This is a genomic window from Rossellomorea vietnamensis (assembly GCF_008180615.1).
GTDB classification, from domain to species: Bacteria; Bacillota; Bacilli; order Bacillales; family Bacillaceae_B; genus Rossellomorea; species Rossellomorea vietnamensis_D.
In genome coordinates this window covers 660,542-680,625 of the sequence record NZ_VTEH01000001.1, presented here as the reverse complement: position 1 = coordinate 680,625, position 20,084 = coordinate 660,542, and the positions used below count along the sequence as shown (strand labels likewise).

Sequence of the window (20,084 nt, the reverse complement as noted above, 5' to 3'; positions counted from 1 at the left end):
TACAAAAAATATGTACATTATGTCTGAAAATTATGGTATTTTTTATATAAGTCATATACGTCTGAATCAATAATGTACGAATACTAAACAAAAGAAAAAGTATTACATAGATTGTTTCCAAGAGCGGTGGTGTGTCAATGGCTAAATCATTCAATCATATATATTCTTCTCAAGAAAGACTGGCTGGTTACATCAGCTCAAATAAATTAGAACTGTACCCGACTATACTTGTTCAAATGTTTTTGGGACAAGTGGGGATGGACGAGGCGAAAGAGATCAGAGCAGAAATTTTATCCTATCTGCCTGGGGCTGTCATTATTGGCTGCAGTACTGAGGGTCAGATTATAGATGGAGAGATTATTAATGATTCTCCTGTTTTGTCCTTTACAATCCTTGAAAAAACAGAAGCAGTTTCTAAGCTTTTAGAAGTCATTGATGATGAGCATGCCTATGAAACAGGCAGGCGTCTGGCTGAAGAGCTCGTCGATATGGAAACAAAAGCAGTCATCCTGTTTGCGAGCCATCTGGATATAAATCTGCCAAGAATCCTCGAAGGATTTCATTCTATAACTCCCCAGATACCAGTGGGAGGCGGTGTTTCAATAGATGTTCCAGGAAGAAAACAGTCAATTGTATTGACCGAAATAGAAGAATCGGAAAAGGGTATAGTTGCAGCTGCCCTGAACAACTCTGGCTTGATTGTTCAAACCTTTATCAATGAACAATGGAAAGAAGTAGGAAGGTCATTAACGGTCACGCAGTCAAAAGGAGCCGTCATTGAAAAGATCGATCATTTGAAACCACTGAAGGTATTGGAACACTATCTGGGGGAAAGCTTTGTTTCCCGTCTTCCGGAGTCAGGTGTTGAGTTTCCTTTCCTGGTGAAGAGAAATGAGGGGGTAACTACTCTCTTTCCAATAAGGATCCTGGGAAATGGTTCTATAGAAATGAGTAAAGAAGTGAAACAGGGAGACTGTCTCACTTTTGCGTTTGCTGATCTGGAATCGATTGTGAAATGTTCATTGAAAGAATTAAATCGGTTAAGGAGGAAGCCGCCCGAAACTCTATTCATTTTTAACTGTGCTGCACGCAGGCAGTTCATTACGGACTTTACTAAGTCCGAAATGGAAATGATGGCAGAGATAACAAACACATCCGGTTTTTTCTCGCATGGGGAAATTTTATTGGACGGCAGCAAAACACCTGATTTATATTCCCATTCTCTTACTTACCTCTCTATCTCTGAAAATGATAGGCTGCTCCCTATTGAGAGGGACAGGTTTCAGTACACTCTTACTTCAGAAGGAAATACAAGGGTTTCCCTTACACAGCTGATTAATGCTTCTTCTAACGATATTCAGAAGTTGAATGAAAATATCCAAATTTCCGAGGAATACTATCGGTCTCTATTTGAAAATAATACTGATTTTGTCTACTCAACCGACTTAAAAGGTAAATTTAATTCTGTAAATCCGACCTTCCTGAAGACATTTGGATACTCTGAATCTGAGCTGATCGGGAAATTATCCATATCTTTTATATTTGAAGAGGATGTTCCCCGGATCAAGCGGCATTTCTTCAGGACTCTATCAGGAAAAGAACAATTTTACGAGCTGTGGATTCCCTCCAAGTCCGGGGAGGTTCAATTATTTCATATTAAAAATATCCCGATTACCATCGACGGTAAGTGCGTAGGCTTATTCGGAATCGGCAGGAATATTACCGAACAGAAGAAAACAGAAGAAAAAATTACCCAGCTGGCTTATTTCGATGCAGAAACAGGTCTCCCGAACAGAGTGAAATTCAGGGAGTTATCAGAAGAATTCATCGAACGGGCCAATAAAAAGAAGCGCCGTCTCGGAATCCTCTTTCTGGATATAGACCGTTTCAAACTGGTTAATGACACACTGGGACATTCTGCAGGTGACCGCATTTTGATCCAGCTGGCTGAAAGGATTAAATGTGTGCTGCCAAAAGGGGCTTATCTTGGCAGGTTTGGCAGTGATAAATTCACAATATTGATAAGCAAAAATGTAACAGATGAAAAAATCAGGCAGGTTGCAGAACTAATTGCAGAACATATCCAGATGCCGATCGTGCAGGGAAACCAGGAATTCTATATAAAAGCAAGTATAGGTATTGCGGTATATCCAAACCATGGAACTAACTTGTCAGACCTTTTGAGAAATGCCGATACGTCATTGAATTGGGCGAAATCAAATGGTGGAGATCAGGTTGTTTTCTATACGGATGAAATGAATATAAATACGCTGAACAAAGTGAAGATGGAAAGTTATCTGCGAAAAGCCCTTGAAAGGGGAGAATTCAGCCTTTATTACCAGCCTATTGTGGAGCTGAGCGGAAGGAGGGTGATTGGAGCAGAGGCCCTAATCCGCTGGAATCACCCTTATCTGGGAACCGTATCTCCAATGGAGTTCATTCCGTTGGCGGAAGAAACCGGGTTGATAGGTCCAATAGGAAACTGGGTGCTTCAAGAGGCTTGTAAGCAGGCTAAGGAATGGCAGGAAAAAGGGCTTCCTGATTTTTATATTTCAGTGAATGTCTCAGCTAACCAGTTTCAACAGCCTTCCTTCACACAGGAAATCAACTGCGCATTAAAATTGTCTGGGCTGTCGCCGGAGTGCCTCTGCCTGGAATTGACAGAAAGTGTGATGATCCAGCATTCGGAACATACGATTGATAAGATGGAGGAACTGTCAGCCCTCGGAGTCAAGATTGCCATTGACGATTTCGGAACAGGTTATTCATCTTTAAGTTATTTGAAACATCTCCCTTTACACGTTCTTAAAATCGATAAATCATTTGTTCAGAATATCGAGGAAAGCAGTTCTGACTATGCTATTGTCCAGGCTGTTTCAACAATGGGGAAAGGGCTGGGCATGCAGGTAATCGTCGAGGGAATTGAAACTGGTGAACAACTCGATCTCCTCCATGATCTCAATTGTGATTTGGGACAGGGATACTTTATTTCAAAGCCTGTTCGTCCGGAGGAAATGGAAAAGTGGATGAGAGATACCCGGGTTTACCTTTGAACTCAGAGTGTTGTGTTACTTTAAAATTTGATGCTTTTGATAGTGATCTTTCCATACCAACTTCAAGAAAAGTCCTGCCTGTAATTCAAACACATTTTTGAGTTATCAGGAACCGGGTTGTCAATGAACCAATAAGATAAAAGAAAAGCTGTTAGTCCCGGGCTTCAGCTTTTCTTTAATGGGCGAAAATCCATTAAAAGCATACTCTATGTGAAAAGTCCTTGTGAAAAGAGCAAAAAAAAGAAACTGTAAGCCGGCAGTTTCTTTTTGATAAGGAATTTATAAAATTACCCTATGTGGAGTACATGCGGCTATATTATGCCCGTCCAGCTGCAGCGCCTAGCCCCTCGGGGTCAAATAACCCAAAGAGAGGAAAAGGGAAGACCGCCTTTTTTCTCTTTGGAACATTTGCCTGTCGGGGCTGAACGAGGCGCTTCCGCTTTTGATCCGTCCAGCTGCAGCGCCTAGCCCCTCGGGGTCAAATAACCCAAAGAGAAGAAAAGGGAAGACCGCCTTTTTTCTCTTTGGAACATTTGCCTGTCGGGGCTGGTCAAGGCGCCTCCGCTTTTGTTCTTGTCTTATTCAAGTTTTTCAATAACGATTCTCTTTCCGGTACTCAAGGTGAACTCAAATCGGTCGCGTTGTTTTTTATAATAAGTAAAGTGATGCTGTACCGAACACACTGTCTCCCCATTATCAAACGTCAAAAAGTTCACCCCTTCTCTGATTTTCCTGTCTTCGAGAAAACAGAGGTGATTGTGGCAGAATATGCAATCATACAAAGAGAATTCAAGTGAGTTCAAGCTGGTCAGAAATTGAAAAAAAGAATCATCACTTAATTCCTCAATCAGCATTTCCAGTGAATAGACCAGTGCTTTTTTTATCCGGATCATTTCCGTATCTTTGAGATTCGTCTTATCGTAAGAAGTCTTTACAATGCCCTCAGACTCTAATATCCCTCTTTCCCATCCCTGGTCCCGAAAAACTTCAACTTCCTGCTGTGTGTAAAATTCCAGATCGGTCGCTTCATCCAACTCATCATCAAAAAATACCCATTGATTATGAATGAATTCTACAGTTCCTAGTGTGTAGGAGCGGTTTTGCCGCTGAAGGAGCTTCTTTCTGTACAGGTTATTCACCTATTTCCCCCCTTACCTGAAAATGTTATATCAACATTATCTACATTTTGGGCCTAATTTAGCATATTCATTTAAAGTAAAAGTGAAATAAGACAATTAACCATTTTCAGAAGATTGCATATGATAATCCATATTGCATCTAGCCCAATTTGCCTGAAACAGAAAGGATGACTGAAATGTGTGGAATAACAGGATGGATCAACTTTAGAAAAGACTTGAGAAACTCCAGGGGTATCTTGGAAACTATGACCGAAACACTCTCTAAAAGGGGACCGGATGATTCCAATGTATGGCTGGACACTCATGCTGCTTTTGGGCATAAAAGGCTTACAGTCGTAGATCCTGAAGGCGGTAAACAGCCGATGGCAAAAGAGGCGGAGGGGCACAGGTTCGTCATATGCTATAACGGAGAGCTGTATAATACGGAGGATATAAGAAAAGTCCTGCTCTCCAAGGGCTATACATTCAAGGGGCATTCAGACACTGAAGTACTCTTGACTTCCTATATCGAGTGGAGGGAGGACTGTGTTCAGCATCTAAACGGAATCTTTGCTTTTGCTGTATGGGACAGCGAGAAGCAGCAGGTATTTATCGGAAGAGACCGGCTTGGTGTGAAGCCATTTTTCTTTACAGAGAGAGACAGTGGACTTCTATTCGGATCAGAATTAAAAGCATTGCTTTCCCATCCGTCTGTACCAGCAGAAGTCGACAGAGAGGGCTTGTCAGATTTGCTTGGGCTCGGACCATCGCGTACACCGGGATCTGGAGTTTTTAAAGGTGTTAAGGAATTGAGACCGGGGCATGCCTTGATATTCTCAAGAAATGGACTGAAGATCTGGAGATATTGGAATGTCAAAAGCGGCCGGCACACGGACAGCTTTGATGAAACGGTTGAAAAAGTGAGCTTCTTAGTGAAAGACAGTATCACCAGACAGTTGGTTTCGGATGTTCCTTTATGCACGTTTTTATCTGGAGGGCTGGATTCCAGTGCCATCACAGCCATTGCAGCAGAGGCCTATCAAAAAGAAGGGAAAGGAAGGCTGCACACATATTCTATTGATTATGAGGGCAATGATGAGCATTTCAAATCCAATAAGTTTCAACCTGACTCTGACAGCAAATGGATTAACTTGATGTCGGATACGTTCAATACCGTCCATCATAACTGCATCATTACACAGGAAAAATTAAAGAATCACCTGACAGAGGCTGTACATGTAAGAGATCTGCCTGGAATGGCCGATGTCGATTCATCGCTCTTATGGTTTTGCAGAGAAATTAAGAACGAATTTACTGTAGGATTGTCTGGGGAGTGTGCAGATGAAATTTTCGGTGGATACCCATGGTTCCACAATGAAGATGATTTCAATCGTAAAGGTTTCCCGTGGATGAGATCTGTAGAAGAGAGGCAGTCTCTGTTGAAAGCCGATTTACGTAAAAAGTTAAATCTCGAAGAATATGTACTCTCGAAATACAATGAAACCGTGGCAGAAACCCCTGCTCTTGAAGGTGAAACCCCAATAGAAGCTAAAAGAAGGGAACTCTTCTATCTGAATATTATCTGGTTCATGACGACCCTGCTGGATCGAAAAGACCGGATGAGCATGGGAGCGAGCCTTGAAGTACGTGTGCCGTTTGCCGATCACCGCCTGGTTGAATATGTTTGGAACATTCCTTGGAAATGGAAAATGCATGAAGACAGGGAAAAGGGGATTCTGAGAAAAGCGCTGGAAGGGACTTTACCTGATGAAGTGCTTTATCGAAAGAAGAGTCCTTATCCCAAGACGCACCATCCCGTATACACTTCCTTGGTTAAGAACTGGCTTGAGGAAATTCTGGAAGACAAATCCAGCTCACTCTATGAGTTATTTGATCACGGGAAGCTGAAGTCACTTGTTGAAACGAATGGGGAAGCCTTTAAAACCCCTTGGTTCGGACAGTTGATGACAGGACCGCAGCTCCTCGCTCATCTCGCACAAATTCACGTATGGTTCAAAGATTACAATATTAATATTGTGGATCGATGATCTTCCGAAGTTCATGCCGTTTACGGTGTGAGCTTTTTTGGCGGGATTGAAAACAATGTTCCCTTGAAGCTTTTGCGTTTTATCAAAAATTTCTTTTAATTACATTACCATGGCAGTGCGGGGGTGTATGGTTTAAGGAGTTGAAGGAAAGTGCCTTGAATATTAAACCAAAAAGTGATGCAGTCGAAATGGTGATCTACCGCATGATATCCTCGCATATCAAAATTGGTGCAGTCAGTAAGCCCCAAATACAGAATAAGCAGCAATCCATTAATCCCCTTCAAGGTACGCAAAAAACCCCTTCCGCATTCAGGAAGGGGTTAAAAGTTATATCAAGTCGAAAATAGGCAGCGTTTCTAAATCCAGCTCCAGCGCCTAGCCCCTCGGAATCAAATACCCTGGAGAATAAAAGGAAAGACCGCCTTTTTTCTCTTTGGAACATTTGCCTGTCAGGGCTAACGGGGCGCTTGCGCTTTTATTATTCTCAGTGGTATTGTTTCTTTGACGGAGGAACACTCAAGCCATCAAGCTTCCTCACCAGCTCTTTACCAAAAGCAGCATTCGGTTGGTTGGAGTGTGACGTCAATACAGTTTCACTTAATTCATATGCAGTGGCGCCATGCTCGGAGAAATCGAGACCAGCCAGCTCATCCTCACTGGAAACGCGGATACTGTCGGCCTTGTTGACAAGGTAGATGACTGCACCGGAAGAAACAGCGACCCATAGTATGACGGCTGCCACCCCGATTGCCTGTGTACCTAAAAGCGAAAGGTCCCCTCCATAGAAAAGTCCATTTGATACATCGAAGAAACCAATAGCCAATGTTCCCCAGATTCCACAAAGGCCGTGCACGGCAATGGCTCCCACAGGATCATCCACTTTCAATTTCACTTCAATAAAACGTACACCTTCGACCAATAGTATACCTGCAATGAATCCAATTACAAGGGATCCTCCGATGGAAACATTGGCACATCCAGCTGTGATTCCTACCAAACCTCCTAAAGCACCGTTTAATGTTAGAGAAGGGTCAATTCTGTTAAAACGGAATGCAGTGTAAAAAGCAGAAGATAAAACTGCTGCTGAAGCAGAAAGCAGTGTGGCAGTGATTACCCGCGGCACCAAGTCAGGATCGGCAGCCAATGTGCTTCCTCCATTGAAACCAAACCATCCGAACCATAGGATGAAGACGCCAAGAGCTCCGATTGGGATGTTGTGGCCGGGAATGACGTTTACTTTAGAGTTGGTATATTTGCCTATACGCGGTCCAAGGAAGAGAACGGCAATGAAAGCAGCTACTGCACCGCTTAAGTGGACAACAGTGGAGCCTGCGAAATCAACAAAGCCAAGTTCTGAAAGCCAGCCTCCGCCCCAAACCCAGTGTCCGACAACAGGATAAATGACTCCTGTAATAACCACGGTAATAAGCATATAGCTTCTTAGTTTCATCCGTTCCGCAACTGCGCCTGATATGATCGTTGCACAAGTGGCTGCGAACACTGCCTGGAAGACAAAGAATCCGATGTCTTCGCGGCCTGCCAAAAGGAATCCATCCGTACCAGTAAGTCCGTTGGCAGTGCTGCCAAACATCAAGCCAAATCCAACAAGAAAATAGAGGATGGAGGCGATGGAAATTGTAAGGAAGTTTTTCATAAGGATATTCAGCGTATTTTTAGAGCGGGTAAACCCGGATTCCACCATCGCAAACCCGGCATGCATAAAAAACACCAATAAAGCTGCGGTCATGATCCACATACCGTCAACTGAACTCTGAACACTTGCGGCAGTAGGGGTTTGGGCAAAAGCGGGAGTGGCGGCCAGCAAAAGTAAAGCAGATAAAGATGATACTTTTTTCAGCATTATTTTTCCTCCTGATTTTATATTCTTTGGTCATAAGGCGAAAGAGAAACTGAGAGCCTGCAGTAAGTCTTGGTGGAGAATGGTTTACGTGTTTAGAAGAGAGTTCAATGACATTTGTAAAGAAATTAAATAAATGCCTGCTTACCGCGTTCTTTGGAACGGATTCTGACTACTTCCTCAATATCGGAGATGAAAATCTTGCCGTCGCCAACTTTTCCTGTTGAACAGTATTCACAAATCAGGTCGACAATCTCCTCCGTTTCAGAATCCTCTACAATCATTTCAACCTTTACACGAGGGGAGAGAGCGACTTCAAAAGTGGTGCCCCGAAACAACCCTTGTTTTCCTTTTTGTTTGCCGCAGCCTGCAGCTTCAGAAACAGTCAATCCATTAAATCCACTTGCAGCCAATCCTTCTCTTAATGCTTGAAATACCTCTGGACGGATAATAGCTTCAATTTTTTTCATATACATCAACTCCTTGAATTCGATGTCAGAAAATCTAACATCAGTTAGTTATGTTTTCTATCATATTCTGAATACTTGAAAAAATCAACTAATTAAAATCCATGTAAGCGTTTTAATGAAAAAAACTTTATGAAGTAGGCTTTTTTCACTTCAAGTAAGTCTGTTTTTTTAAAAGCTCTTTTCGCAAAGATTTTGGCTGTTCAAAAGAAATGGATTTCCGCTCCGGGCGCGCGACTCCGCGGAGCGGGCGCCCGGCCTCCTCGGCTTCGCCTGTATATAATGTGGAAGCGCCCTGATCAGACCCGACAGGCAAATGTTCCGCATCGAAAAAAAGGCGGTATTTCCTTTTATTCGATGCGGGTTATTTGACCCCGAGGGGCTGGGCGCTGCAACTGGATTGGGGGTCTCACCTGTCCCGCTAGTCCCGCAGGAGGTCGCACGCCTTCTGCTCCAATCCCTCTACGGAAAAATGGGAAGGAGATAAAATAGCATTAAAAAGCAACAATCTCTTAGAAAAGAGCCTTTTTAAAAGAGGCTGTTTTCGCAAAGCTTAACAGTATAAAAGGCTTAGAGATGAAATAATCTCTAAGCCTTTTAGTAAATCCATGGAAATGAAAAAAATATTATTCGCTAAAAAAGTAAATAAATAAGAATATATTCTTAATCTGAAAGTGAATCTTCTTCAAATGGGTTTAAAGGCTGCACCTCTAAATCAAACCAGTTTAGAAATTAGCGGGGTTATTGAAGCAAGGACTGGGATTTATAGTCAAACTATAAGCAGAACAGTACTGAATGGAAAGGTAAACAAAGAGGGAGGATGGGCTGAATTATAGCGAAATTAAAAACCCCCTGCTTGAATAAGCAGGGGGCACTGTGTTACTTTGCTGAGGCTTTGCCTATAAAGCTTTTATCCATCCATACTTTTGATCTCCAACGGCGGAGCATGATCACTCCACGGAGCCATTCATCAGCGATAAAGGAGATCCAGACGCCGATCAATCCAAGTCCAAATACAATGCCCAATAGATAAGACAGAAACACACTTACTCCCCACATGGAGAGGATGCCAACATAAACCGGGAATTTGACGTCGCCCGCTGCACGGAGCGAACTGATGACGACTAAATTAAAGCTTCTTCCTGGTTCGAGGATGATGGTCAGCCAGATTAAAATGCTTCCGAGATAAATGATTTCTTCATTGCTTGTGAAGATCCTCAAGAGCGGTTCAGAGAACAATGCAAAAATGACGGCCATTCCCAAGGAGATAATGATCGATGTTTTTAAACTCTTGATACATCTTTCATAGGCCGATTGAAAGTCTTTACGGCCTACCATGTGCCCGATCATGATTTGGGTTCCCTGGCTGATGGCGAGTGCAAATAGAAAGATGAACATCATAAGGTTTTGTGCATATACCTTTGTGGTCAATGCCTCAGTACCGAGAATGGCGATAAAGTAAGTGATGGCCATCTGTGAACCGTTATAGGACAGGTGTTCACCTGCTGAGGGGATGCCGATCCTGAGCAGGTCTTTAATATGCTGGACAGGAAAAAGACGATTGACGGAAAAAATCCCTGGAATCCGTTTTACTAAAACAAAGGAAATGGCAATAAGGCCGATCGTCCTGCTGACAACGGTTGAAATGGAAACACCTTCAACACCCAGGACAGGAATGCCGAATGGTCCGAAAATAAATAGGTAGTTTCCAATTACGTTTAAAATATTCATCCCAATAGTGATATACATGGCGTCTTTAGTAAATTCATAGCTTCGCAGAGTTGCACCTGCTGTCATAATTAAAGCTTGAATAAAGGAGAAACCGCCAACGATAGTTAGATAGGTGGATGCTTCTCCTCGTAATTCCTGAGGGATATCCATGAGGCTGAGGATTTGGCCGTTAAAGGCAAATATGAGCACACTTAACAGAAATCCAAATGCCAGATTGGCAATCAGCGAAACTACAGCTACTTCCCGTGCTGAGGTGATCTTATCGGCACCTAAGTTTTGCGAGACAAGTATTGAGGTCCCGGTTGCAACAAATCCGAACATTACAATGATCAAGGACAGTACCTGGTTTGAAACCCCGACAGCCGCCACAGAGTCATCCGAATATTGGCTCAGCATCAATGTATCAGCATTCCCCATCAGCATATGCAGGAATATTTCTACGAAAATCGGCCAAGTAAGTGCGTAAAGGCTAAGTTTTTTCTTATCTAGACTCATGGAGCAGTCATCTCATTTCTAACAAATTATATTACTCAATTATACTGAAAAAATATCAGCAGGGGGGTGATTGGAAAAAATAAAAAGTATATTTCTTTAAGGCTGTTTTCGCAAAATTGTGGCTGCTTTAATTCAAAATAGATTTCCGCTCCAGGCGGACGACTCCACGGGGCGGGCGGTGAAGCAAAAGCGGAAGCGGCCGTTCAGCGACGTACAGATTGTAGGGCTCTCGCATGAGATAAAGGAATCACGAAGAGCGATAGCGATTCGATGATGACTTATCGCAAGGAGAGAGACCGAAATCTGCTAGTCGCTGGCCGCTGCAGCTGGATGAGCCTCTTCGGCTGCGCCTGTATAAAAAGTGGAAGCGCCTTGGTCAGCCCCGACAGGCAAATGTTCTCAAGAGAAAAAAAGGCGCTCTTTCCTTTTATTCTCTTGAGGTTATTTGACCCCGAGGGGCTAGGCGCTGGAACTAGATTGGGGGTCTCACCTGTCCCGCTAGTCCCGCAGGAGATCGTACGCCTTCCGCTTCAATCCTCCTGCGTAAAGGGGTGTAAAATTGCATTCTAATCAGTATTCAACCAGAAAAGGCCCAATTAATAGACTGTTTTCACATTTTTTCTTTCGGCAGTATTCCTCCGAGTACTAAGCTTTTTCTCTCTAAAACAGGGAGCAGTTCATTGGATTTCCAGAATAAAGAGCAGTTATCTTACGAAGTTAATATAATATAGCAACAAGTCTGCAGAAAACTCCCATGACGGCACCACAGCCACCATTTATCAAATAAAGCTACTTTAACCATTCTCACATTATAAGTACGATTCCAAGTGGATAAGCAAATAGTTTTCCTAAGCCTAATTAAGTTTTATTCATACAAAGAGCTTTCTTTAAAAATCATCTGCGAAATAAACAAAAGCCTCCCGGCAGTTTCTTTTGCCGGGAGGAAGTTACTTTAAAATTGCAGGATGCTGAAGCCTAGGGGAATTAATTCCACCCCTATATCTTCGGAATCTGCAGCAAATTCTTGATCCTGCCAAACATCTGTAATTTTCTTTCCTTTTAGATTAAATGGCAGAGGGTAGACCACATGTTTATCTGACGCATTTAAAATAATGACGATTGTATTCTCTCCATCTGATTTGGTATAAGCTATGCAATCGTCATTAATCTCAGCAGGCATAAAAGTGAATGTTCCATCATTCGCAAGAAGCTTATGTTCTTTCCTGAGGGAAATTAACTTTTGGACATGTTCGAACAGTTCTCTGTCCTGTTTAGCAGTATCCCATTCCATGCACTTTCTGCACCCGGGATCGGCTCCTCCAGTCATCCCGATTTCATCTCCATAATAGATACAAGGAGATCCGATGAAAGTAAGCATCAAGGTAAAAATTTGTTTCACTTTCGCTTTGTCGCCACCGCATTCGGTAAGGATCCTGGGAGTGTCATGGCTGCCAACGAGATTGAAGGCAGTCTTCATAACATTCCTAGGATACATATGAACAACTTGTGTCATGCTTTCCATGAACTGCCTTGGATTAATGGTGTCTTTGGCGAACAAATTCAGGATATTGGTGGTGAAAGGGTAGTTCATTACCGCATCAAACTGGTCACCCCTAAGCCATGGCATTGAATCATGCCAGATTTCACCAAGGATATATAAATCTGGTTTAATCGCCTTAGTTTCTTTGCGGAATTCTCTCCAGAAAGAATGGTCCACTTCATTTGCAACGTCCAGTCTCCAGCCGTCGATATCAAATTCTTTGATCCAATACCGGGCGGCTTCCAGAAGGTAATCCCTGACTTCAGGGTTTTCCGTGTTAAGCTTAGGCATGGATGGTTCAAAAGCGAATGTATCATAATTTGGAAGAGGATCCTTTTGCAGCGGAAACTCTCTGATATGAAACCAGTCTTTGAATGGTGAACTTTCCCCTTTCTCCAAAACATCCTGGAACTGAGGAAAATACAGTCCGCTGTGATTGAAAACAGCATCCAGCATGACTTTGATTCCGTTTTCGTGACATGCTTTTACAAGGTCTTTAAGTGTTTCTTTATCACCGAACTGCGGATCAAGCTCAAAATAATCGATGGTATCATATTTGTGATTTGAATAGGCTTTGAAGATTGGCGTAAAATAAATACCGTTGATGCCCAGCTCTTTTAAATATGGAATGCCGTCCATGACACCCTGGAGGTCGCCGCCGAAGAAATTATCCGGTTTGGGATCTGTGCTTCCCCAAGGAAGGGTGCCTTCCGGATCCCAGTCTTTATTCCCATTTGCAAACCTTTCGGGGAATATTTGATACCAGACAGTATCTTTGACCCAGGAAGGTGCTTGGAACACATCGATTGAGTTCAAGAATGGAAAACAGAAGTAATCTCCAACATCATTTGTCGGCTGGTCGAGAAAGCCCCTGTCTCCATAAAAATGCGCCTCTTGTTCATCCTCAAGCAAGAACCCGTAGCGAAGTCTCTTAAAAGGCGGTTCAACCGAAGCGAACCAGTAATCGAAAAGCTGATCGGTTCCGGTAAGGACCATAGGCAGCGAAGAATATATCCATTTTCCGTCTTTCCATTCGTAAGGATCTCCATGCAGCAGTGAGACTTTTTTGACGTCATTCTTTTTCGTTCGGATTCGTATATGTATTTCTTTATCCGTGCAAGCGTATGCATAGTTATCTTTTGGTCTGTGATAGATAGCTTCTAAGTGCATATTTCAGCCTCCTTTTTGAAATTCCCTTAAAGGTTATTCCATATCTATAGTAAAGTCAACGGGGATGTTTCTACACATAGAATAAAACGTTTTCAAAAAAAATCAAAAAAGGTATTGTCAAAATAAATATAAGCATTATAATAGGGGTAGGTTGTGCAATCGGTTTCACAAATATAAAAGCGGTATCTAATACCGAATATTTTTTGACGTTTTGTGCAAACGGTTGTTCAATTTAATTTTTTTGTACTCAGGAGGGGTCAGAATGAAAAAGACACTATCATTATTGATGGTAATCATGCTGGTTTTAGGCGCATTGGCTGCCTGCGGACCTAATCGTGAAGAGGGAGCAGGGAATAATAACCAAGGCGGAGACGATAGTGAAACACCTGAAACAAGCAAGCCAGAGAAGCTTGTCGTTTGGGAAGATGATAAAAAGTCAGGCTGGTTAGACGAAGTAGGTGCCAAATTCACTGAAGAACATGGCATTGAAATTGAAGTCAAAGAAGTAGAAATGGCTACGAAGATGAAAGAACAGCTTCGTTTAGATGGTCCGGCTGGGACAGGCCCGGATGTACTTACACTGCCTCATGATCAAATCGGTGAAATGGCCCTTGCAGGCCATATCGCAGAGCTTGATGTAGAACAAGAAATAGTAGATCGCTTTTCTGAATCTTCTATTCTAGCGCAATCTTATGAAGGAACACTATACGGTCTTCCGAAATCTTCGGAAACTCCAGTATTCATTTACAACAAAGAGTTAATGGAAGAAGCTCCGGCTACTATGGATGAAGTATATGATTTCTCTACTGATTTCACTAAAGACGGAAACTATGGCTTCCTTGCACTGTGGGATAACTACTACTTTGCTCATGCTCCTATCGGAGGAATGGGTGGATATGTATTCGCTGAAAATGACGGCGCGTTAAATCCTGCAGATCTTGGATTGAACAATGACGGTGCTGTTGAAGGTGCTGAATATATCCAAAAATGGTATGAAGAAGGCTTATTCCCTAAAGGGGTCGTCGGTGAAAACGGCGGAGCTGCAATGGATGGATTGTTCAATGAAGGAAAAGTTGCTTCTGTAATGAACGGACCTTGGTCTTTCCAAAGTTATGAAGAAGCAGGAATCGAGATTGGTGTAGCTGCAATGCCAACGCTTCCAAATGGCGAGCCGATGAAAACATTCATGGGTGTTAAAGGATGGCACGTATCCGGCTACTCTGAAAACCAAGAGTGGGCACAAACGTTCATCGAGTTCATCACACAGGATGAGAATTCAAAACTTCGATTTGAACAAACAAAAGAAGTTCCTACGAATACAGCCCTTGTAGATGATCCTGCAATTGCTGAAAACGAAGGAGCAAAAGCTGTAGCTGAGCAGTCTCAGCATGCAGTGCCAATGCCGAACATTCCTGAAATGGGAGAAGTTTGGGATCCAATGGCAGATGCTTTGCAAACGGTCGTTACTGGTAAACAAGAGCCTAAAGCTGCCCTTGATTCAGCAGTAGATACAATCGAGCAAAATATCGAAGCGAACCATTCAAACTAAACATAATAGAGGGGACTGACTCTTACTTGAGTCAGTCTTCTATATTAAAGTATAGTAAATCTCTGAACAGTAAGAATTCTTCAGGGACTTCATGAAGAAAGATTGTATCTTTCTTGATAAAGCTTCTGAAGCTTATAAAAATATAAAGAGAAGAAGGGGGAATTTAGGATGGCTGAAAATTCCTATCAGACAAAACATCGAAAAACAGCGCTTGCCCTTTCCTTAATACCCGGGCTGGGTCAGTTCTACAACAAACAAAAATTAAAAGGCGGATTTTTCCTTATAATGGCTGCGGCCTTTATCTTCGTATTCCGTGATTTGATTGATTATGGACTTTGGGGGATTTTTACCCTTGGCGAAAGTACGGCTGCGCCGTATAGAGATCATTCCATTTTCTTGATGGTATATGGGATTCTTGCAATCATCATCATTCTATTTGGATTAGGCTTCTACGCCTTCAATCTTTATGATGCTTTTAGAAACGGAGAGAAGAGAGACCGCGGTGAAAAGCTCAGCACAATCAGAGAACAATACCGCAATCTTGTTGACAATGGGTTTCCGTACCTGATCATGTCTCCAGGTTTCCTGCTGTTAGTGTTCGTGGTTATCTTCCCGATTATCTTCGTTGTGCTTCTGGCATTTACGAACTATGATCTTTATCACTCTCCTCCAGCAAAGTTAGTAGATTGGATCGGTATTCAAAACTTTATTGATATTTTCCAGATTGATATTTGGAGAAGCACATTCTTCTCTGTGTTGTCATGGACGCTTGTTTGGACATTTGGGGCAACGACAACACAGGTTGCACTTGGTATCTTCCTGGCGATTCTTGTCAATCAGAAAGATTTAAAAGGGAAAGCGATCATCAGGACTGTTTTTATCCTTCCTTGGGCTATCCCGGCGTTCGTCTCTATCTTGATCTTTGCCGGAATGTTCAACGAATCATTCGGTACGATCAACAATGATATACTCGCTTTTCTCGGTATAGGCGACATCCCCTGGATGACCGAAGCTATGTATACCAGAATTGCGTTAATCTTTATTCAGACATGGCTCGGTTTTCCGTTTATCTTTGCCATGACTACCGGGGTACTGCAGTCCATTCCAGATGAGCTTTACGAAGCTGCCACTGTGGACGGAGCTTCAAGCCTGCAGAAATTCAAGAACATCACACTGCCGCTTGTTCTATTTGCAACGGCACCGATTTTGATCACTCAATATACATTCAACTTTAACAACTTTAATGTTATCTATCTGTTTAACGGCGGCGGACCAGCTTTGACCGGCCAGAATGCAGGCGGAACAGATATCCTTATTTCATGGATTTACAGCTTGACCATGACATCTGCTCAGTACTCTAAAGCAGCTGCTATCACTTTACTGCTTTCTATCTTTGTTATCACAATAGCGGTATGGCAGTTCAGAAGAACAAAATCATTCCAAGAAGAGGATATGATGTGATATGAATTTAAAAAAACAGAAACTCATCAGATTGACACTGTCCTATATAGCCATTGCGATTATGTTTTCTATCATCTTGTATCCAGTTGCGTGGATCATCGGGTCATCTTTTAACCCGGGCCAAAGCTTGTCCGGCTCAAGTATCATTCCTAAAAATGCAACATTGGCACACTACAAGGAACTATTTGATTTAGAACAAAGCAACTACCTGATTTGGTATTGGAATTCATTGAAAGTCAGCTTGTCGACAATGACTTTAACCGTGTTGATGGTCAGCTTGACTGCTTATGCATTCTCCCGCTATCGTTTCGTGGGGAGAAAAAATGGATTAATGACTTTTTTGATCTTGCAAATGATTCCTAACTTTGCAGCTTTGATTGCCATTTTCGTACTGGCTTTGGTAACAGATCTGCTAGATACACACCTTGGTTTAATCCTTGTATACGTCGGAGGACAAATACCGATGAACACTTGGTTGATGAAAGGGTATCTTGATACGATTCCTAAGGAGCTTGATGAATCTGCAAAAATGGACGGAGCGGGACATTTCCGTATTTTCTTCCAGATTGTTATGCCTCTTGCGAAACCGATCATCGCTGTTGTCGCATTATTTTCATTCATTGCACCGTTTGCTGACTTTATCATTGCCAGCATCCTGCTAAGATCGGAAGAGAAGTATACTCTGCCGGTAGCACTATATGATATGGTGGCTAAACAATTCGGAGCGGAATTCACAACGTTCGCTGCCGGATCAGTACTTATCGCCATCCCGATTGCCGGCCTGTTCCTGTACTTCCAGAAATACTTTGTTTCTGGATTGACGGCAGGGGGAACAAAAGGATAATCTTAAAGGCGTAACTAATTAAATTTAAGGAGGAGCGGAGATGAAAAGAAGAGTATTTTCTCTTATTCTTATTCCGTTTCTTCTTTTTTACGCCCTCCCTGCAGGAGCTGCTGAAAAAGAAGAACGTACATGGCAAGATGAATCCATTTATTTTTTGATGATAGACAGGTTCCATAATGGTGATCAGTCCAACGATCTGGATGTGGACAGAAATGACCCTAAAGCCTACCAGGGTGGTGACTTTCAAGGGATCATTGACCAGCTTGATTATATAAAAGATATGGGATTTACAAGCATCTGGCTGACTCCCGTTTTCGATAACCAGGAAAAAGGCTATCACGGGTACTGGATAAAAGATTTTTATAATACGGATGAACATTTCGGTTCAATCGAGAAATTCAAGGAACTTGTAGACGAGGCTCACAAGCGTGATATGAAAGTTATTTTGGACTTTATTGTCAATCACGTCGGTCCAAACCACCAATGGTTGAATGATCCCGAAAAAGAAGATTGGTTTCATGAAAAACAGCCGATGAATTTTAATGATGAAGAGAGTCTTCAAAATGCCTGGCTGTATGACCTGCCTGATTTGAATACAGAAAACCCTGAAGTGAAACAATATCTATTAGATGCTGCCGCCTGGTGGATTGAAGAAACGGATATTGATGGATACAGGCTTGATACTGTCAGGCATGTTCCTCAAGAATTTTGGGAAGAGTTTTCTGAAAGAGTAAAAGCTGAAAAGGAAGATTTCTATCTATTAGGCGAAGTCTTTGATTACGACCCGCGCAATATCGCCAAGTATGAGGGAGTTGGGATTGATGGCTTTGCTGACTTTCCGCAGGCTCAAGAGATGCGCGATGTTTTCCAGAAGCCTGACACAGATATGGACAGGCTCTTCAATTTTTGGGAGTATAACCAAACTTACTTTGAAAACCCATACTTGATGGGCACGTTCATTGATAATCATGATATGGTGCGATTCACCAACTTGATCACACAAAATAACCAGTTCCCTGGTACACGCTGGAAGCTGCCGCTGGCATATATGTTTACCGTTCCAGGCCTGCCGATTCTTTATTATGGTTCTGAAATTGCTCTCAGTGGAGGGGAAGACCCTGATAACCGCCGATTGATGGATTTCAGAACAGATAAAGAGCTCATTGAATATATTACCAAGCTTGGCGAATTGAGAAACACCCATTCAGCCCTTACCAGGGGCAGTATGGAACTGCTGTATGAAGAAGAGGGTATGGCCGTCTTCAAACGTGAAGATGAGAACGAGACGCTGGTTGTTGCGATAAATAACACCAGTGAATCACAGAGTGTCAAACTGAAATCACCACAGCTGCCGGAAGGAATGGAACTTAGAGGTCTGGTTGAAGGGGACCTTGTCCGGGCAGAAGGGGATAGTTATGACATCATTCTTGACCGTGAAAAGGCTGAAATCTATACACTTCAGCAAAGAAGCGGCTTGAACTATGGATTTATAGGGGCTCTATCCGCTGTATATATTATTTTCCTTATCTTTATTTATTACGTCTGGAAAAAAGGTAAAAACAGGAGAAAAGTTGAATAATCGCTGAATTTCAGTCTTAGGTTTGAGTTATTGGGGAAGGGGAGAAAAATATGGCTGTAACAATAAAAGATGTAGCAAAGCTGGCTAATGTTGCGCCATCTACTGTTTCCAGAGTGATAGCCAATAATTCCCGTATTAGTGACAGTACAAAACAAAAAGTAAGAGAAGCAATGAAGAAGCTGGGGTATCATCCGAACTTCATCGCGAGAAGCCTGGCGAACCAATCGACCCAGGTGCTTGGCCTGGTATTGCCTGGATCAGCGGATAAATTTTTTCAAAATCCGTTTTTTCCGACGGTACTGCGCGGTTTAAGTGAAGGCGCTCATGAAAAACAGTATGCACTGCAAATGACTACAGGACAAAGTGAGCAGGAAATCTATGACGGGATCGTTCAAATGGTTCAAGGGGGAAGGGTTGATGGAATCGTACTCCTTTATTCCAAAGTGGAAGATAAAGTCATGATGTATCTTAAAGAGAGAGATTTTCCTTTTGTCGTGATTGGAAAGCCGTTTAAGAATGCCGATGAAATCACACATGTAGATAACGATAATTTCAGGGCAACGAAAGAAGTTACAGATTACTTGTTGAAAGCGGGACATGACCGGATAGCATTCGTCGGCGGAGATTTGAATCTGGTTGTTACTGTAGAACGACTGCTTGGCTACGAGAAATCCCTTAGGAATGCCGGTATACCTCTTGAAGATAGATATATCGTGCATGAAGAATTCTTGAGAGAAGGCGGCCAGGAAGCCGTAAAGGAGTTAATGAGGCTGAAAAACCCGCCAACTGCTCTGGTGGTTGCGGATGATTTAATGTCTCTTGGGGTATTAAATACTTTGAATGAGATGGGAATCTCGGTACCTGATGATATTTCCATCATCAGTTTCAACAACGTTATGCTGGCTGAAATGTCCCGGCCGCCGCTGACTTCCGTCGATATTAATATTTTCGACTTAGGATATCAAGCAGCACGGAACCTTATACAAAAAATTGAAGATCCTCGTGAACCTGTGAAGAGAATTACGATTCCTCACCAAATCGTGGAGCGTTCTTCATGCAGTATTGTAAAAGCGCTAGAAAATACTGAGTTCTGATAGAAAGCTGGCCGTAATGGCTGGCTTTTTTTGAGGAATTAAACCTCTAAACATAAAACAGACAGCTCCTCGGTATA

12 protein-coding genes are annotated in these 20,084 nt (G+C 42.5%); 7 read left to right on the top strand and 5 right to left on the bottom strand.

The window, feature by feature from the left end:
• Positions 1–137 precede the first annotated feature (137 nt).
• Positions 138–3,053 carry a bifunctional diguanylate cyclase/phosphodiesterase gene (locus tag FZC79_RS03240; protein ID WP_148945418.1) on the top strand — a complete coding sequence of 972 codons (2,916 nt, stop codon included), beginning with the start codon at positions 138–140 and terminating at the stop codon, positions 3,051–3,053.
• A gap of 578 nt (positions 3,054–3,631) precedes the next feature.
• Here the strand turns inward: FZC79_RS03240 and FZC79_RS03235 are convergent.
• Complete coding sequence (locus FZC79_RS03235; RefSeq protein ID WP_148945417.1) at positions 3,632–4,192, bottom strand: DUF2777 family protein; 561 nt, start codon at positions 4,190–4,192, stop codon at positions 3,632–3,634.
• A 176-nt stretch (positions 4,193–4,368) separates the two neighbouring features.
• Between FZC79_RS03235 and asnB the strand changes: the two genes are divergently transcribed.
• On the top strand, positions 4,369–6,219 hold the full coding sequence (asnB, locus tag FZC79_RS03230) for an asparagine synthase (glutamine-hydrolyzing) (RefSeq protein WP_148945416.1): 1,851 nt from the start codon (positions 4,369–4,371) through the stop codon (positions 6,217–6,219).
• Between the two features lie 484 nt (positions 6,220–6,703).
• On the opposite strand, the gene FZC79_RS03225 is transcribed toward asnB, so the two are convergent.
• The 4 genes from FZC79_RS03225 to FZC79_RS03210 all read right to left on the bottom strand — a co-directional run bounded on the left by FZC79_RS03225 (position 6,704) and on the right by FZC79_RS03210 (position 13,480).
• The gene (locus FZC79_RS03225) at positions 6,704–8,080 is read right to left on the bottom strand and encodes an ammonium transporter (RefSeq protein WP_148945415.1); all 1,377 of its coding nucleotides are present in this window, start codon (positions 8,078–8,080) and stop codon (positions 6,704–6,706) included.
• A 125-nt stretch (positions 8,081–8,205) separates the two neighbouring features.
• Positions 8,206–8,547: a P-II family nitrogen regulator gene (locus FZC79_RS03220; protein ID WP_148945414.1), complete on the bottom strand. Its 342-nt coding sequence runs from the start codon at positions 8,545–8,547 to the stop codon at positions 8,206–8,208.
• Between the two features lie 876 nt (positions 8,548–9,423).
• Positions 9,424–10,770, bottom strand: coding sequence for an MATE family efflux transporter (locus FZC79_RS03215; protein WP_148945413.1), 1,347 nt, complete (start codon positions 10,768–10,770; stop codon positions 9,424–9,426).
• 952 nt (positions 10,771–11,722) lie between these two features.
• Positions 11,723–13,480: an alpha-glycosidase gene (locus FZC79_RS03210; RefSeq protein WP_148945412.1), complete on the bottom strand. Its 1,758-nt coding sequence runs from the start codon at positions 13,478–13,480 to the stop codon at positions 11,723–11,725.
• Between the two features lie 262 nt (positions 13,481–13,742).
• On the opposite strand from FZC79_RS03210, the gene FZC79_RS03205 reads away from it, so the two are divergent.
• The 5 genes from FZC79_RS03205 (at position 13,743) to FZC79_RS03185 (ending at position 20,007) form a co-directional block, all read left to right on the top strand.
• The gene (locus FZC79_RS03205) at positions 13,743–15,029 is read left to right on the top strand and encodes an extracellular solute-binding protein (protein ID WP_148945411.1); all 1,287 of its coding nucleotides are present in this window, start codon (positions 13,743–13,745) and stop codon (positions 15,027–15,029) included.
• Positions 15,030–15,197: 168 nt separating this feature from the next.
• Positions 15,198–16,490 (top strand): carbohydrate ABC transporter permease, encoded by a 1,293-nt coding sequence (locus FZC79_RS03200; RefSeq protein ID WP_148945410.1) that lies wholly within the window; start codon positions 15,198–15,200, stop codon positions 16,488–16,490.
• A gap of 1 nt (position 16,491) precedes the next feature.
• Positions 16,492–17,334: a sugar ABC transporter permease gene (locus FZC79_RS03195; protein WP_148945409.1), complete on the top strand. Its 843-nt coding sequence runs from the start codon at positions 16,492–16,494 to the stop codon at positions 17,332–17,334.
• A gap of 40 nt (positions 17,335–17,374) precedes the next feature.
• A complete protein-coding gene (locus tag FZC79_RS03190; RefSeq protein ID WP_148945408.1) occupies positions 17,375–18,913 on the top strand; it encodes an alpha-amylase family glycosyl hydrolase in 1,539 nt (512 codons plus the stop codon).
• Between the two features lie 50 nt (positions 18,914–18,963).
• Complete coding sequence (locus tag FZC79_RS03185) at positions 18,964–20,007, top strand: LacI family DNA-binding transcriptional regulator (RefSeq protein WP_148945407.1); 1,044 nt, start codon at positions 18,964–18,966, stop codon at positions 20,005–20,007.
• The last annotated feature ends 77 nt before the right edge of the window (positions 20,008–20,084 follow it).